Origin of the sequence: Kitasatospora sp. NPDC051164, assembly GCF_044455625.1 — a bacterium.
Taxonomy (GTDB): Bacteria; Actinomycetota; Actinomycetes; order Streptomycetales; family Streptomycetaceae; genus Kitasatospora.
Genome location: NZ_JBITFB010000077.1, coordinates 1 through 17,344, shown reverse-complemented (window position 1 = coordinate 17,344; position 17,344 = coordinate 1). Strand labels below are relative to the sequence as shown.

The 17,344-nt window shown below is 75.0% G+C and carries 4 protein-coding genes; 2 read left to right on the top strand and 2 right to left on the bottom strand.

Annotated features, from left to right (window positions below; translation table 11 throughout):
* Together ACIBEC_RS46675 and ACIBEC_RS46670 are read left to right on the top strand one after the other, a co-directional pair.
* Nucleotides 1-10,754 (top strand): type I polyketide synthase (locus tag ACIBEC_RS46675; protein WP_396290783.1); only part of this gene is annotated, 10,754 nt, incomplete at its 5' end.
* Between the two features lie 127 nt (nucleotides 10,755-10,881).
* Nucleotides 10,882-14,316 carry a type I polyketide synthase gene (locus ACIBEC_RS46670; protein ID WP_396290785.1) on the top strand — a complete coding sequence of 1,145 codons (3,435 nt, stop codon included), beginning with the start codon at nucleotides 10,882-10,884 and terminating at the stop codon, nucleotides 14,314-14,316.
* Nucleotides 14,317-14,437: 121 nt separating this feature from the next.
* Here ACIBEC_RS46670 and ACIBEC_RS46665 read toward each other — a convergent pair whose 3' ends face one another.
* Both ACIBEC_RS46665 and ACIBEC_RS46660 read right to left on the bottom strand, forming a co-directional pair.
* Complete coding sequence (locus ACIBEC_RS46665; RefSeq protein ID WP_360509835.1) at nucleotides 14,438-14,866, bottom strand: hypothetical protein; 429 nt, start codon at nucleotides 14,864-14,866, stop codon at nucleotides 14,438-14,440.
* A 4-nt stretch (nucleotides 14,867-14,870) separates the two neighbouring features.
* Nucleotides 14,871-16,460, bottom strand: coding sequence for a threonine/serine exporter family protein (locus ACIBEC_RS46660; RefSeq protein WP_360509834.1), 1,590 nt, complete (start codon nucleotides 16,458-16,460; stop codon nucleotides 14,871-14,873).
* Nucleotides 16,461-17,344: the final 884 nt, after the last annotated feature.

Below are 17,344 nucleotides of genomic sequence, written 5' to 3'. Positions count from 1 at the left end.
ACGCGGCCGCGAACGTCTTCCTGGACGCCCTCGCCGCCCAGCGCCGGGCCGCCGGACTGCCCGCCACCTCCCTCGCCTGGGGCCTGTGGGCCGACGGCGCGGGGATGGCCGGCAACCTGGCGAGCGCTGATGCCGACCGGATGGCCCGGTCGGGTGTCGAGGGGCTGGCCGCAGCGGAAGGGCTGGCGCTCTTCGACGCCGCCGTCGCCACCGATGCCGCGACGCTGGTGCCGATGCGGCTCGACCTCGCCGCCGTCCGCCGCGAGTCCACCGCCGGGGTGCTGCCGCTGCTGCGAGGGCTGGTCCGGGTGCCGACCCGCCGCTCCGCCCGCGTCGGGGCTGCGGCGGGCGGCTCCGAGCTGGCCGCCCGCCTGTCGGCCCAGCCGGCCGCGGACCGGGAGCAGACCCTGCTCGGCCTGGTCCGCACCCGGATCGCCGCGGTACTCGGCTACGCCGACGCGGGCGAGGTCGACGCCGGGCGGGCGTTCAAGGAACTCGGCTTCGACTCGCTGACCTCCGTCGAACTGCGCAACCAGCTCAACGGTGAGACCGGTCTGCGGCTGCCCGCGACGCTGGTCTTCGACTATCCGACCCCGGGTGCCCTGGCCGCGTTCCTGCTCGCCGAACTGGTCGGTGACGCCGTCGAGCAGGGCCCCGCCGTGGCCCCGGCCGAGGCGACCGACACCGATCCGATCGCGATCGTCGGCATGGCCTGCCGCTTCCCGGGCGGCATCGGCTCGCCGGAGGACCTGTGGCAGCTGGTCTCGGAGGGCCGCGACGCCGTCTCCGGCTTCCCGACCGGCCGCGGCTGGGACCTCGAGAACCTCTACCACCCCGACCCCGACCACCAGGGCACCTCGTACGCGCGGGAGGGCGGGTTCCTGCACGACGCAGGGCTGTTCGATCCGGGCTTCTTCGGGATCTCGCCGCGCGAGGCGCTGGCGATGGACCCGCAGCAGCGCCTGCTGCTGGAGACCTCCTGGGAGGCGTTCGAGCGGGCCGGCATCGACCCGGCGACGCTGCGCGGCAGCCGCACCGGCGTGTTCGCCGGCGTGATGTACCACGACTACACCAGCAATCTGGGTGAACTCCCCGACGGTGTCGAGGGCTACCTCGGCACCGGCAACTCCGGCAGCATCGCCTCCGGCCGGGTCGCCTACACGTTCGGCCTGGAGGGCCCGGCGGTCACCGTCGACACCGCCTGCTCCTCCTCGCTGGTCGCGCTCCACCTGGCGATCCAGGCGCTCCGCAGCGGCGAGTGCACGATGGCGCTCGCCGGCGGTGTCACCGTGATGGGCACCCCCGAGACCTTCGTCGACTTCAGCCGCCAGCGCGGCCTCTCGCCCGACGGGCGCTGCAAGTCGTTCGCAGCCTCGGCCGACGGCACCGGCTGGGGCGAAGGCGTCGGCCTGCTCCTCGTCGAGCGGCTCTCCGACGCCCGTCGCAACGGACACCGGGTGCTCGCGGTCGTCCGCGGATCCGCGGTCAACCAGGACGGCGCCTCCAACGGTCTCACCGCGCCGAACGGCCCGTCCCAGCAGCGGGTGATCCGCGAGGCCCTGGCCGCCGCTGGGTTGACGGGCGACCAGGTGGACGCGGTGGAGGCGCACGGCACCGGCACGACGCTCGGCGACCCGATCGAGGCGCAGGCCCTGCTCGCCACCTACGGGCAGGCCCACACGGAGGAACTCCCGCTCTGGCTGGGCTCGGTGAAGTCGAACCTCGGCCACACCCAGGCCGCCGCCGGTGCGGCGGGCATCATCAAGATGGTGATGGCGATGCGGCACGGGATGCTGCCGCCGACCCTGCACGTGGACGAGCCCTCGTCGAACGTCGACTGGACGGCCGGCGCGGTCGAACTGCTCACCGAGTCGCGGCCGTGGCCCGCGACCGGACGGCCCCGACGGGCCGCCGTCTCCTCGTTCGGCATCAGCGGCACCAACGCCCACACCATCATCGAGGAGCCGCCGAGCGACCTCCGCACCGTGCAGCGCCGCCCGGCGGAGCGCCGGGCGCCGGTGCTGCCCTGGCTGCTCTCGGCCCGCGGCGAGGATGCACTGCGGGCGCAGGCCGCGCGGCTGACGGCCCTGGTGGAGGAGTCGCCCGATCTCGAACTCGCCGACGTGGCACACACTCTGGCGACCGGGCGCGCCGTCCTCGAACGGCGTGCCGCGGTGGTCGGCGAGGACCGTGCTGCCGTACTGCGTGCGCTGCGCGCACTGGCGGCGGGCGAGCAGGACCCGGGGCTGGTCCAGGGCGTGGCCGCCGCCGGCCGGCAGGCCTTCCTCTTCACCGGTCAGGGCAGCCAGCGGGCCGGGATGGGGGAGGAGTTGTCTGCCGCCCACCCTGCGTTCGCTGCGGCGTTCGACGAGGTCTGTGCGGAGCTGGATCGCCATCTGGATCGTCCGCTGCGCGAGGCGATCGCGGACGCCGAGCTGATCGATGAGACGGGTTGGGCGCAGCCGGCGTTGTTCGCCGTGGAGGTGGCGCTGTTCCGCCTGCTGGAGTCGTGGGGCGTGCGGTCGGACTTCGTGGCCGGGCATTCGATCGGTGAGCTTGCCGCTGCGCATGTGGCCGGGGTGATGTCGCTGGCGGATGCGGCGCGGCTGGTGGCTGCGCGGGGTCGGCTGATGCAGGCGCTGCCGCGCGGCGGCGCGATGGTCGCGGTGCAGGCGTCCGAAGCGGAGGTCCTGCCGCTGCTGGGTGACGGTGTTGGCATCGCCGCCGTCAACGGCCCGACCTCCGTGGTGCTGTCCGGTGCCGAGGACGCCGTCCTGGCCGTGCTGGCGCAGCTGACGGGACGCAAGTCCAAGCGGCTCACCGTGAGTCATGCGTTCCATTCGCCGCTGATGGACGGGATGTTGGCGGAGTTCCGTGCGGTGGCCGGGCAGGTGGTGTTCGAGCTGCCGCGGATTCCGGTGGTGTCGACGTTGACCGGTGGGCTGGTCTCCGTGGAGTTGACGGATCCGGAGTACTGGGTGCGGCATGTGCGGGAGGCTGTTCGGTTCGCGGATGCGGTGGAGGCGTTGGCGACGCAGGGTGTTCGGACGTTCGTGGAGCTGGGTCCGGACGGGGTGCTGTCGGCGCTGGGCCAGGAGTCCGCGGCCGAGGGCGCGTTCGTCCCGCTGCTGCGCGCGGGTCGCCCCGAGGCGCAGTCGCTGGCGACAGCGCTCGGCCGGACCCACGTCCGCGGCGGGCACGTCGACTGGCCGGCCGTCTTCGCCGGCCACGACGCTCGCCCGGTGGACCTGCCCACCTATGCCTTCCAGCACGCCTGGTACTGGCTGGAGTCCGCCGCGCCGCAGGCCGGCGCCGTGGGTGCCGAGGACCCGGCCGCCGCGCACTTCTGGCACGCCGTCGAACGTGAGGACACCGCCAGCTTGGCGGCGGCCCTCGAGATCGAGGACGGCGACCAGCTGAGCGCCCTCCTGCCCAAGCTCTCGGCGTGGCGGCGGCGCAATCGTGAGACGTCGGTGGTGGACGGCTGGCGTTACCGGGTGGTGTGGCGGCCGGTGGTGGAGTCGGCGGACGGGCTGTCGGGTGTGTGGCTGGTGGCGGCCGGGGCCGGTGAGCTGGCCGGGGTGTTGGCCGGCCGTGGTGCGGAGGTGCGGTTCTTCGATGCCGACGCCGGCGCGGCCGACCGTGTCGTGCTGGCGGGCGAGTTGCGGTCGGTGCTGGCCGATGGTGCGGTGGTGGCGGGTGTGCTGCTGCCGGCCGTGGTGCCGGGCTCGGTGCTGGCCGTGGTGCAGGCGCTGGGTGATGCCGGGGTCGCTGCGCGGTTGTGGTGTGTGACGCGGGGTGCGGTGGCCACCGGCGGTTCGGAGCGGCTGGCGGATCCGGCGGCGGCGCAGGTGTGGGGTCTGGGCCGGGTGGTGGCGTTGGAGCATCCGGAGCTTTGGGGTGGTCTGATCGACCTGCCGGAGTCTCCTGATGAGCGGGCCTTGGAGCGTCTGGCCGGCGTGCTGGCCGATGGTGGTGAGGATCAGGTCGCGGTCCGGTCCTCGGGTGTGTTCGGTCGGCGTCTGGTGCGTGCGCCGCGGGGTGAGGGCTCGCCGTGGTCGCCGTCGGGGACGGTGCTGGTGACCGGTGGTACGGGTGCGCTGGGTGCGCAGGTGGCTCGTTGGCTGGCGCGGAACGGGGCCGGGCGTCTGGTGCTGACGAGCCGTCGGGGCCTGGAGGCGCCGGGTGCGGCCGAGTTGCGGGACGAGCTGACCGCGCTCGGGACGACTGTGACCGTTGCCGCCTGCGATGTTGCGGACCGGGACGCGCTGGCCGGATTGCTGGCGGAGCACGAGCTGTCGGCGGTCTTCCACACGGCCGGTGTGCTGGACGACGGTGTGATCGACGCGCTGACCGGGGAGCGGTTGGCGTCGGTGGCCCGTCCGAAGGTGGATGCGGCCCGTCATCTGCACGAGCTGACGGCCGGCCGCGATCTGTCCGCGTTCGTGCTGTTCTCCTCGATCGCGGGGACGATCGGCAGTGCGGGGCAGGGTAACTACGCGGCTGCCAACGCGTATCTGGACGCCCTGGCGGAGCAGCGGCGGGCGGACGGCCTTCCGGCGACGTCGATCGCCTGGGGTCCGTGGGCGGAGGCGGGCATGGCCACCGACGACGGGCTGGCCGAACGCCTGCGCCGCGGCGGAATGCCGGCCATGGCGCCGGAGCTCGGCCTGTCCTTCCTCCGGCGGGAGCTCGCCCCGAACGGTGAGGCTCCGGCGGTGGTCGCGGCCGACGTCGACTGGGAGCTGTTCGCCCCCGGGTTCACCGCTGCCCGGCCCAGCCGCCTCCTCGACGCGCTGCCCGAGGCCAGGGAGGTCCTGGACCGCACGGCGCACGCCGCGGCCGGTCCCGGCACCGGGCTCGCCGAGCGGCTCGCCGGGCTGCCGGTGGACGAGCGCGACGCCGCGCTGCTCGACCTGGTGCGCGGACACGCGGCCGCCGTCCTCGGCCATGCGGACCCGGCGGGCGTGGAGGTCGGCAAGGCCTTCCGCGAGCTGGGCTTCGACTCGCTGACCGCCGTGGAGTTCCGCAACCTGCTGGGTGCCGCGACCGGCCTCCCGCTGCCCGCGACGCTCGTGTTCGACTACCCGTCGGTCCGCGGCCTGGCCGACCACCTCCGCGACGAACTCCTCGGCACGGCCGCCGCGGAACCGGTCGCCACCGCCGTTCCCACCGCGGACGACCCGATCGCCATCGTCGCGATGAGCTGCCGCTTCCCGGGCGGCGTCGACACCCCCGAGGCGCTGTGGCGGCTGCTGTCCACCGGCGGCGACGCGATCGCCGGCTTCCCCACCGACCGTGGTTGGGACCTGGAGGCCCTCCAGAGCGGCGACGAAGCGCACTCCTCGGCCACCCGGGAGGGCGGATTCCTCTACGGGGCGGGCGAGTTCGATCCGACCTTCTTCGGGATCTCGCCGCGCGAGGCACTCGCCATGGACCCGCAGCAGCGGCTGCTGCTGGAGACCGCCTGGGAGGCGTTCGAGCGGGCGGGCATCGACCCGGAGACCCTGCGCGGCAGCCGTACCGGCGTCTTCGTCGGCACCAACGGCCAGGACTACCTCCAACTGGCCATCGAGGCCTCCGACGAGATCGGCGGGTTCCTCGGCACCGGCAACGCGGCCAGCGTGGTCTCCGGCCGTCTCGCCTACACCTTCGGCCTGGAGGGTCCGGCGGCCACCGTCGACACCGCCTGCTCCTCCTCGCTGGTCGCCCTGCACTGGGCCGTCCAGTCGCTGCGCAACGGCGAGTGCTCGCTCGCCCTGGCGGGCGGCGTGACGGTGATGTCCTCGCCGGGTGCGTTCGTCTCGTTCAGCCGCCAGGGCGGCCTGGCCGCGGACGGGCGGTGCAAGGCGTTCGCGGCGGGCGCGGACGGCACCGGCTGGGGCGAGGGCGTCGGCCTGCTGCTGGTCGAGCGGCTCTCCGACGCGCAGCGCAACGGGCACCAGGTGCTGGCCCTGGTCCGCGGCTCCGCGGTCAACCAGGACGGCGCGTCCAACGGTCTGACCGCGCCGAACGGGCCCGCGCAGCAGCGGGTGATCCGCCAGGCGCTGGCCGCAGCCGGGCTGACGGGCGGCCAGGTGGACGCCGTCGAGGCGCACGGCACCGGCACCCGGCTCGGCGACCCCATCGAGGCCCAGGCGCTGCTCGCCACCTACGGTCGGGACCGCGCCGGGGCGGAGCCCCTCTGGCTGGGCTCGATCAAGTCGAACATCGGCCACACCCAGGCCGCCGCCGGTGTCGCGGGCATCATCAAGATGGTGCTGGCGATGGAGCACGGCGTCCTCCCGCGGACCCTGCACGTGGACGAGCCGTCGCCGCACGTCGACTGGTCGGCCGGCGCGGTCGAGCTGCTGACGGAGCACCGGCCGTGGCCGGAGACCGGGCAGCCGCGCCGGGCCGCGGTCTCCTCGTTCGGCATGAGCGGCACCAATGCGCACACCGTCCTGGAACAGCCGCCCGCGGCGGAACCGGTGCGGGGCGCGGCGGACACCGCCGGCGCTCCGGTGCCGCTGGTGCTCTCCGGCCGCACCGAGCCGGCCCTGCGGGCGCAGGCGGCGAGGCTCGGCGCGTTCCTGGCGCAGCAGCCGGAGCTGTCGCCGGCGGAGGTCGGCCGTGCCCTGGCGGCGACCCGTACCCGCTTCGACCACCGCGCGGTGGTGGTCGCGGGTGACCGGGCGTCTGCGGTGCACGCTCTGGCGGCGCTGGCGGAGGGCCGGCCGGCCGCCGGGCTGGTCCACGGCTCTGCGGGCCGGCCGCCGAAGGTGGCGTTCGTCTTCCCCGGGCAGGGCTCGGCCTGGCCCGCCATGGCGGTGGAGCTGCTGGCGTCCTCCCCGGTGTTCGCGGCCCGGATGGCCGAGTGCGCGGCCGCCCTGGCGCCGTTCACCGCCGACTGGTCGCTGCTGGACGTGGTGCGCGGCGTCGCGGGCGACACCTGGACGGACCGAATGGACATGGTGCAGCCGGCGCTCTGGGCGGTGATGGTGTCGCTCGCCGAGGTGTGGCGGGCGGCGGGCGTCGAACCGGCCGTCGTCCTCGGCCACTCGCAGGGCGAGCTGGCCGCCGCAACCGTGTCGGGTGCGCTGACCCTGGAGGACGCCGCCCGTGCGGTGGCGCTGCGCGGCCGCGCGATCGCCGAGGGGATGGCCGGCCGCGGCGGCATGGCGTCCGTGGCACTGCCCGTCGCCGAGGTGCACGCGCGCCTCGCCCCGTGGGCGGACCGGCTCTCCGTCGGTGCGGTCAACGGGCCCGCGTCCGTGCTGGTCTGCGGTGAGACGGCCGCCCTGACGGAACTGCTGGCCTCCTGCGCGGAGCAGGGGGTCCGGGCCCGCCTGGTCTCCTCGCATTTCGCCTCGCACTCCGCGCAGGCCGAGGCGATCCGCGAGGACGTCCTGGCCGTGCTGGCGGACCTCCGCCCGCAGGCCGGGACGGTGCCGCTCTTCTCCACCGTCAGCTGTGCGCCGACGGACGGCTCCGACCTGGACGCCGCGTACTGGTACCGCAACCTCCGGCAGCCGGTGCGCTTCGCGGAGGCGGTTGCCGCCCTGCTCGCGGACGGCGTCGACACCTTCGTCGAGGTCAGTGCCCACCCGGTGCTGACCACCGCGATCCAGGAGAACATCGAGGAGGCCGCCGCCGACGCGGTCGCCATCGGCACCCTGCGCCGCGAGGACGGCGGCCCGGACCGGGTGGTCGCCTCGCTCGCCGCGGCCCACACCCGGGGCGTCCCGGTGGACTGGACGGCGTTCCTCGGCGACGGCCGCGGCCCGCACGTCCAACTGCCCACCTACGCCTTCCAGCGGGAGCGCTACTGGGCGGAGCCCGCGCACGCGGCACCTTCCGACGTGGCCGCCGCCGGACTCGGCGCCGCCGAGCACCCGCTGCTCGGCGCGGCCGTCGAACTCCCCGACTCCGACGGCCACCTGCTCACCGGCCGGCTCTCCCTGCGCACCCACCCGTGGCTCGCCGACCACGCCGTCGGCGGCACCGCACTGCTCGGCGCGACCGCCTTCGTCGAACTGGCCGTCCGCGCCGGCGACCAGGTCGGCTGCGCCCTCGTGGAGGAACTCACCCTGCAGACGCCGCTGGCACTGCCGCCCACCGGGGCGGTCCGGCTGCAACTCGCCGTCGGCGCGCCCGACCCGGCCGGCCGGCGCCCGCTCGCCGTGTACGCGCGGCCCGAGGACGAGGACACCGGGCAGCCGTGGACCCGGCACGCGAGCGGCACCCTGGCCCCCGGCACGGCCGTGCCGACCGATCCGCTCGACCTGGCGGCCTGGCCGCCGGCCGGTGCGGTGGAGCTGCCGCTGGACGGCCACTACGACCGGCTCGCCGACGCCGGCCTGACCTACGGGCCCGCCTTCCAGGGCCTGACGAGGGTCTGGCAGCACGGCGGAGCGGTCTACGCCGAGGCCGCGCTGCCCGACGCCCAGCAGCCGCAGGCCGGTGCGTACGCGCTGCACCCGGCCCTGCTGGACGCCGGCGTGCAGGCGCTCGCCACGGCCGCCCACCACGGGAGCGGCACGGCGACCGCGGACGGGGACGGTACGACGGACGGGGACGGCACGGAACTGCGGCCGTTCGCCTGGAGCGGCTTCGCGCTGCACGCGGCCGGGGCCGGCACCCTGCGGCTGCGGATCGTCCCGACCGGCCCGGACACCGTCGCCCTCACGGCTGCCGACGGCACCGGCGCACCGGTCGCCTCGGTGGCGGCGCTGACCCTGCGCCCCGTCCCGCGTGAGCAGGCCGCGCTGGCCGGCCACCACGACGCGCTCTACCGGGTCGACTGGACCGTGCCGCCACCGGCCGCCGAGAACGGCGCCCCGGGCAGCTGGGCCGTCCTCGGGCCGGACGACTCCAAGGTCGGGGCGACACTGGAACGCGCCGGCCTGCACGTCGACACCCACGCCGACCTGGCCGGGCTGCTCGCTGCCGTGGCCGCGGGCCGGCCGGCGCCCGCCACCGTCCTGGCCGCCTGCCCGGCCGGGGCCACCGGTGCGGGACTGATCGGCGACGTCCACGCCACCACGGCGCGCACCTTCGAGCTCGTCCGGAACTGGCTGGCCGAGGACGCCCTCGCGGACTCCCGCCTCGTCCTGCTCACCAGCGGCGCGGTCGCCGCCGGACCGGGCGACGACGCGGACCACGACCTCGCGCAGGCCCCCGTCTGGGGCCTGGTCCGCGCGGCCCAGGCGGAGAGCACCGGCCGGCTGGTCCTGGTCGACCTCGACGACCACGACGAGTCCCGGCGGCTGCTGCCCGCCGCCCTGGCCGGCGGCGAGGACGAGTACGCGCTGCGCGCCGGCACCGTCCTGGTGCCCCGGCTGGCCCGGGTCGAACGGACCGCGCCGGGAACGGCCAGGGAAGCCGTCCCGACCCGCCCGCTCGACCCCGCCGGCACCGTGCTGATCACCGGCGCCACCGGCGGACTCGGCGCCCTGCTCGCCCGCCACCTGGTCACCGAGCACGGCGTGCGCAGGCTCCTGCTCACCAGCCGCCGCGGCCCCGCCGCCGACGGCGCGGACGACCTCCTGCGCACCCTCGCCGACCTTGGCGCCGAGGTCGACCTGGTCGCCTGCGACACCGCCGACCGCGAGGCGCTCGCCGCCGTCCTGGCCGCCGTCCCCGCCGAGCACCCGCTGACCGCCGTCGTGCACACCGCCGCCGTCCTCGACGACGGCGTGATCGGCTCGCTCACCCCCGAGCGGATCGAACGGGTGCTGCGCCCCAAGGTGGACGCCGCCGTCCACCTGCACGAACTCACCGCCCACCTGGACCTGGCGGCCTTCGTGCTCTTCTCCGCGGCCGCCGGCACCTTCGGCGGCGCCGGCCTCGCCAACTACGGCGCGGCCAACGTCTTCCTCGACGCGCTGGCCAGGCACCGGCAGGCGGCCGGACTGCCGGCGCTCTCCCTGGTCTGGGGCATGTGGGCCGAACGGCGCGGCATGGCCGGGCGGCTGACCGAGGTCGACCTCGCCAGGTCGGCCCGCGGCGGCGTCCTCCCGCTGAGTGCCGAACAGGGCCTGGCCCTGCTCGACACCGCACTGACGGTGCCGGACGAGCCGGTGCTGCTGCCCGTCCGGCTGGACCCCGGCGCGCTGCGCACCCTCGCCGGCACGCCCGGTGCCCTGCCGACGCTCTTCCACGGCCTGGTCCGGCCACCGGCGCGCCGTGCCGCGGCGCGTTCCGCCGGCATCGCCGCGGACCCGGCCGCCGACCTGGCCGCGCGGCTCGCCGGGCGGGACCCGGCCGAGCAGGAGCGCCTGCTGCTCGACCTGGTGCGCAGCCACGTCTCGGCCGTGCTCGGCTACTCCTCGGCCGAACTGATCGGCGCCGGCCAGGCGTTCCGCGAGCTCGGCTTCGACTCGCTGACCGCCGTCGAACTGCGCAACCGCCTCGGCGCCGCCGTGGGGCTGCGACTCTCGGCGACGCTGGTCTTCGACTACCCGACGCCCGCGCTGCTCGCCGAGCACCTGCGCGAGGAGATCGCCCCCGCACCGCCCGCCCCGCAGCTGCTCGCGGAGCTGGAGCGGCTGGAGAGCGCCCTCGCCGCGCTGGCCGCGGACGAGGTGTCCGCCCTCGCCCCCGACGGTGCGGCGCACGGCCGGATCGAGGCCCGCCTGCAGGGCCTGCTCACCGCCTGGAACGAGGCGGCGGCGACGGACGGCGGCGACGGCGGCGGCGGTGCGGCGGTCATCGACGACGCCACCGACGACGAGATCTTCGACTACATCGACCGGAAGTTCGGGCGGGGCTGAGCGCCCGTGCACCACTCCGACCCCCGCCGGGCCCGGCGGACAGCCCGCGGCCCGCACCCCGACGAACCGAATGGGCGACTCCCCGATGGCCAATGAAGACAAGCTCCGCGACTACCTCAAGCGCGTCCTGAAGGACCTCGACGAGGCCCACGCCAGGCTGCGCGACCTCGACGAGCAGGCCCGCGAGCCGATCGCGATCGTCGGGATGAGCTGCCGCTTCCCGGGCGGCGTCGACTCGCCCGAGGACCTCTGGCGGCTGGTCTGCGCCGGCGACGACGCGATCGCCGGCTTCCCCACCGACCGCGGCTGGGACCTCGACGCCCTGTACAGCCCCGACCCCGACGCGGAGGGCACCGCCTACACCCGCGAGGGCGGGTTCCTGGCCGACGCCGGGAGCTTCGACGCGGCCCTGTTCGGCATCTCCCCGCGCGAGGCGCTCGCCATGGACCCGCAGCAGCGCCTGCTGCTGGAGACCACCTGGGAGGTCTTCGAACGGGCCGGCATCGACCCGCACTCCCTCGCCGGCACCCGCACCGGCGTGTTCGTCGGCACCAACGGCCAGGACTATGTGCCGGTGCTGATGCGGGCCGCGGAGAGCTTCGAGGGCCACCTCGGCACCGGCAACACGGCCAGCGTGATGTCCGGCCGGCTCTCCTACGCCTTCGGCCTGGAGGGCCCGGCGGTCACCGTCGACACCGCCTGCTCCTCCTCGCTGGTGGCCCTGCACCTGGCGGCGCAGGCCCTACGGGCCGGCGAGTGCACGCTCGCCGTCGCCGGCGGCATCACCGTGATGCCCAACCCCGGCACGCTGATCGAGTTCAGCCGCCAGCGGGGTCTCGCCGCCGACGGGCGCTGCAAGTCCTTCGCCGCTGCGGCGGACGGCACCAACATGGCCGAGGGCGTCGGCCTGCTGCTGGTCGAGCGGCTCTCCGACGCCCGCCGCAACGGGCACCGGGTGCTCGCCCTCGTCCCGGGCAGTGCGGTGAACCAGGACGGCGCGTCCAACGGCCTGACCGCCCCCAACGGGCCCTCACAGCGCCGAGTCATCCAGCAGGCCCTGGCCGCCGCCCGGCTGACGCCCGACCAGATCGACGCCATCGAGGGCCACGGCACCGGCACCACCCTCGGCGACCCGATCGAGGCACAGGCACTGATCGCCGCCTACGGCCGGGGCCGCCCCGCGGAGCGGCCCGCCTACCTGGGCTCGGTGAAGTCGAACATCGGCCACACCCAGGCCGCCGCGGGCGTCGCGGGCGTCATCAAGATGGTGCTGGCGATGGAGCACGGCGTCCTGCCCCGGACCCTGCACGTGGACGAGCCGTCGCCGCACGTCGACTGGACGTCCGGTGCCGTCGAGCTGCTGACGGAGCACCTGCCCTGGCCGGAGACCGGGCGACCGCGCCGCGCCGCGGTCTCCTCCTTCGGTATCAGCGGCACCAACGCGCACGCCGTCCTGGAGCAGGCCCCCGCCGAAGCCCCGGCCCCACCGGAGCCCACCGCCCCGGTGGGGCCGCTGCCCTGGCTGCTCTCCGGCAAGAACGAGGCCGCGCTGCGCGCCCGCGCCGCCCAGCTGCGCGACCACCTCACCGGCCCCGCCGGCACCCGGGCGCCGCACCACCTCTCCTACTCGCTCGCCACCGGCCGGGCGGCACTCGACCGCCGGGCCGTGGTGATCGCCGCCGACCGCGCCGAGCTGCTGCGCGGCCTGGACGCTCTCGTCGAGGGCACCGCCGACGCGGCCCTCGTCCGCGGCACGGTCACCGAGGGCCGGCTCGCCTTCCTGTTCACCGGCCAGGGCAGTCAGCGGGCCGGCATGGGCGAGGAGCTGTACGCGGCGTACCCGGCGTACCGGGAGGCGTTCGACGCGGTCTGTGCCGAACTCGATCCGCTGCTGGACCGTCCGCTGCGCGAGGCGATCGCCGACCCGGCCCTGATCGACGGGACGGCGTACGCCCAGCCCGCGCTGTTCGCCCTGGAGGTGGCGCTGTTCCGCCTGCTGGAGTCGTGGGGGCTGCGCCCCGACCTGCTCGCCGGCCACTCCATCGGCGAGCTCGCCGCCGCGCACGTCGCCGGGGTGCTCTCGCTCGCCGACGCGGCGCGGCTGGTCGCGGCGCGTGGCCGGCTGATGCAGGCACTGCCGAGCGGCGGCGCGATGGTCGCCGTCGAGGCCGCCGAGGGCGAGGTGCTGCCGCTGCTGATCGGGCGCGAGCACGAGGTGGGCATCGCCGCAGTCAACGGCCCCCGCTCGGTGGTGCTCTCCGGCGAGGAGCAGGCGGTGCTGGAGGCCGCCGCCGACTGGACCGCGCAGGGCCGCCGGACCAAGCGGCTCACCGTCAGCCACGCGTTCCACTCGCCGCTGATCGCCGGCATGCTGGCGGACTTCCGCAAGGTCGCGGAGAGTCTGACGTACCGGGCGCCGCGGATCCCGATCGTCTCCACCCTCACGGGCCGGACGGCCGAGGCGGACGAGGTCTGCACCCCCGAGTACTGGGTCCGCCACGTCCGCGAGGCCGTCCGCTTCGCCGACGCTCTCGGCACGCTGGCCGCGGAGGGGGTGCGCACCTTCCTGGAGCTCGGCCCGGACGCCGTCCTGTCGGCGCTGGGCCCGGACGCCGTGGATGCCGAGGCTGCCTTCGTCCCCGCGCTGCGCGCCGGCCGGGCCGAGCCGCAGGCGCTGGCCGCCGCGCTCGGTGCGGCCCAGGTGCGCGGCGCGTCGGTGGACTGGCCGGCGTACTTCGCGGGGACCGGCGCGCACCGCGTCGAGCTGCCGACCTACCCGTTCCAGCGCCGCCGGTACTGGCCGGAGACCGCGCCCGAGGACGGGCCGAGCGGAGCGGGGGTGGACGCCGCGTTCCGGGCCGCCGTCGAGCAGGAGGACCTGGCCGCCCTGACGGCCCTCGTCGGCGTCGACGGCGAGCAGTCGTTCGGTGCGGCGCTGCCCGCGCTGGCCGCCTGGTTCCGGCGGCAGGACGCCCTGCCCCCGGCCCGGGCCGCGGCGCCGACGCATGACCAGGCCGGGGAGGGCCCGACGCTGGCGGCCCGGCTGGCCCTCCTCCCGGAGGTCGAACGGGAGGCCGCCGTGCTGGCACTGGTGCGGGCCGAGGTGGCCGCCGTGCTCGGCTACCCCGGCCCGGAGGAGGTCGATCCCGGCCAGGCGTTCCGCGACCTCGGGCTGGACTCGCTGACGGCGGTGAACATGCGCAACCGCCTCGCCGAGGCCACCGGACTGGTCCTGCCGGCTTCGGTGGTCTACGACCGGCCGACGCCGGCCGCGCTCGCCGCGCACATCCGCCAGGAGCTCGCCCCGGACGGCAGCGGCGCGGGCGCCGACGTGCTGGCCGGGATCGACCGGCTGGAGGCCGCGATGGCCGAGGCCGCGCCGGACGGCGTGACCCGCGCCCGGGTGCAGATGCGGCTGCAGGCGCTGGCCGCCCACTGGGCCGACAGCCCGTCACCCACCACCTCCGGTGAGGGCACCGCCGTCGACCTGACCGCTGTCGACGCCCTCGGGGCCGCCTCCGACGAGGAACTGTTCGCCTTCATCGACGACAGCCTCGCCTGACCGACCGCTCCGCTCCGCGAGCGGAACCACCCGGGGCGCCCGGTGCATCCGTTGCACCGGGCGCCCCGGCGCCGTCCTACTCCTCCCCTGGCCCGCGGCCACTGCGACGAACCCGAGCGGGTCACCGACGAACTCGAACTCCGGGTGCAGGAGACATCGAGCCGGTGGCTTCGGGGCGTGGGGAAGTCGGTCCCGCCACAGTGGCCTGAAGCCGAAAGCAGATCTCGAACAACTCCTGAAGATCCTGAGAGACACCGCCGACGAGCTTGCGCCGAAGGATCTTGGCGTGGGCGAGATCGCTGCGCAGGGCGAGTGAGTCCCCGTTCTCGCCAGCCCGGCGGGCCTTATCCAGCAAGCTGTGGATGCGGGCCAGGATGCCGTCCGCCTCGCGCGAACTGATCCACTTGTGTAGGTCCCTCAGCAGCCGCCGAAGCGTCCTGGCCGTCGAGCCTGGCACCCCGGGTGCGCCGAGGGCACGCACTGCCTCCTCGCGGATTCCGGTTGCGGCGGACACGTTGTTCGCGGCCTTGGCCCGCGCGAAACGGGACATCAGGTCATCGGCCCGTGCGGCGTGGCCGGACGAGGGACGATTCGCCTGGCGGGCGGCCGGGATTCCGGCTTGCCGCATTCAAGTGGCGTCTCCAGCCTTGGCGATGAGTGCGGACTGGTCGGCGTTCTCGGCTTTGGTGGTGCGTGCCACTCCGGTGGTGCGGCTGTCGGGTCGGGTGGGGTGGGGTGGGGTGGCTCCCCGAGCCGGGGGCGCCAGCCCGGCCGGTGACCGTGGTTCCTGCGGATCGGGTCGGATCGGGGCGGGCGGTCGCCAGCCGTGCCCTCTGGTGGGCCGTTCCGGGGGCGACTTGGTCGGCGGCGGTGTGTCCGAGTGTGAGGCCGCCTGCGATGGCCAGGCCGATGGCCGCGGCTTGGCCGATGGTCAGGAGCCCCGGGGCGAGCCGGCCGTGGCTGAGGTGGAGCATGCCTTGGTAAATGGTGTAGCCGGGAGCGAGCGGTGCGATGCCCGCGATGGTGAGCAGCAGTGCAGTGGTGTTGGTGCGGTGCGCGAGGGTCTGGGTGGCGAGGCCGACGAGAGTGGCCGCGACTGCTGCGGCCAGTGGCGGCGGGAGGCGGAATTCCTGCCAGAGCACGAGGTAGACGGTCCAGGCCATCGCGCCGGCCAGGCCGGCCGTGAGCAGGTTCCACCGAGTCCCCTGGAGGCAGAAGGCCAGGCAGACGCAGACCATCGTCGCGGCCAGGATCTCCAGGGGGAGCGCGGCCCAGCCGTGCAGGGCGAAGCCGTCCGGCTGGACCTGCGGGGCCCGCAGCCCGGAGTGCGCCGCAGTGTAGAGGGCCGCTCCCACTCCGGCGACTATCGCGGCGACGGTCATCGCCACTTCCAGGGCGCGCGCCGCGGCGGTGACCAGGTACCCCGCTATGGCGTCCTGTACTCCGCTGACGAAGGCCAGGCCCGGCAGCAGCATCGCGATTCCGCCCGCTACGACGAGCGGTGCCTGGGTGGTCGTGCCGGTGAGGAAAAGCCCCGTCGCAGTGGCGGTGGCGACCGCTCCCCCCAGGACCACCTGGTGGAAGTCGGGCACGCCGCGCCGCGACAGGTGGTGGTTGGCGCGGTCGATGAAGGCGGCCACCACGGCGGCGGCGGCGAACACCGTCGGCCCGCCGCCCAGCATCACGGTGAAGAAACCCCCCAGGCCCGCCCAGGACAGCGTGACCTGCCACGCGGGGTGAGCAGGCTGGGCGGCCTCGATCTGCGCCAGGCGGTACCGCGCCGCGCGGACGTCCAAGCGCCCCTGCCCGACCTGTTCGACGAGACGGTGGACGGCGTCGATGCGCGAGTAGTCCAGGGTGGCGCTGCGCACGACCCGGATCTCGGTCATGGGCACCGCGCGCGGCCCGCTGCGGTAGGACAGTGAGAGGGCGCCGGCGGTGACGTCCACGGTGCAGCCGTGAAGTCCCAGGCCCGCCGCCATCGCGGTCGTCGTCGCCACGACGTCGGCGGCCGGCGCGCCATTGGCCAGCAGCAGTTCACCGGTGCGCAGGGCGAGCAGCAGGAGCTCACCGGCGTATTCGTGCGAAGGGGGAGCAAGGCGGGCGAACCGGCGGACGGTCACTGGCTGTTGTGCGGTGGTCATCGGGCCGTACTCTCGTTGGGCAGCCGCCGAAGATGGTCGCTGCGGCCGACCTGAGGGCCCGGGGACGGCTCGTCCGCTCCCGTGCCGTCGGGGTGTGTCCGCAAGCAGACCTCGGTAATGGCGAAGTGGCGGAGCGCCTCGAAGTTCTCGGGCAGGTCGAGGTGGCCTTCGGCCATACCTCCGGGACGTTCGGCGACGAGGCGACGTGCGTGGGCGAGGTAGGCGGCCTCAGACGGCGCCTGTGCATCCGGCCGGCCGGTAGCCGCACGCCCTGCCGCCCGCTTCCCGCCCGAGGCGTCCGGACTTGTGGCCCGTGTGTTCCGGCGAGACCGACGGAACAGTCCGTACGGCTTCCTGAGGGTCGTGACAGCAGTGCTTTCTTCCACGGACTGCCTTACGACGAGTTCCGGCAGAAGGTTCATTCAGCCTGACTCTGGTCATAAACAGTCACGTTCGGCCCTCGTGCTCACGGGCGCAGGTTGACGTCGGCAGCCACCGGGCACGGGAGCTTGACGAACGAGAACGGCAGCGGGTTCAGCGGTGTCCGGAGTCTTTCCGGGCCGACCACAACGACCGGGCCCGGCAACGGCTCCACCAGTCCCGGCATTGCCGGCTACTCGACGCCCGGTCGGGGGTTTCGTCGGCCCGCCGCGGCAGGAGCGGACCGGCCATCATCGTGGTGGCCAGCGCCATCACCACCATGACCGCGAACATCCGGCCGTCCAGTACGCCGAGTTCCACGCCGACCTTGAGAGACGGCGTCGACCCCGATCCACGAGGTGACCTAGTTGTACTGACCACAGAGGTTGGTGACGGGGTTCACAGGCGGGTGATCTTGAAATGAGTGAGGGCCTTCTGGCTCGGTGTGGATTGCGACATCTGCA

Coding starts and splice junctions, on each gene's coding strand:
- ACIBEC_RS46665 (WP_360509835.1), bottom strand. CDS start 14,866: ATGTCCCGTTTCGCGCGGGCCAAGGCCGCGAACAACGTGTCCGCCGCA.
- ACIBEC_RS46660 (WP_360509834.1), bottom strand. CDS start 16,460: ATGACCACCGCACAACAGCCAGTGACCGTCCGCCGGTTCGCCCGCCTT.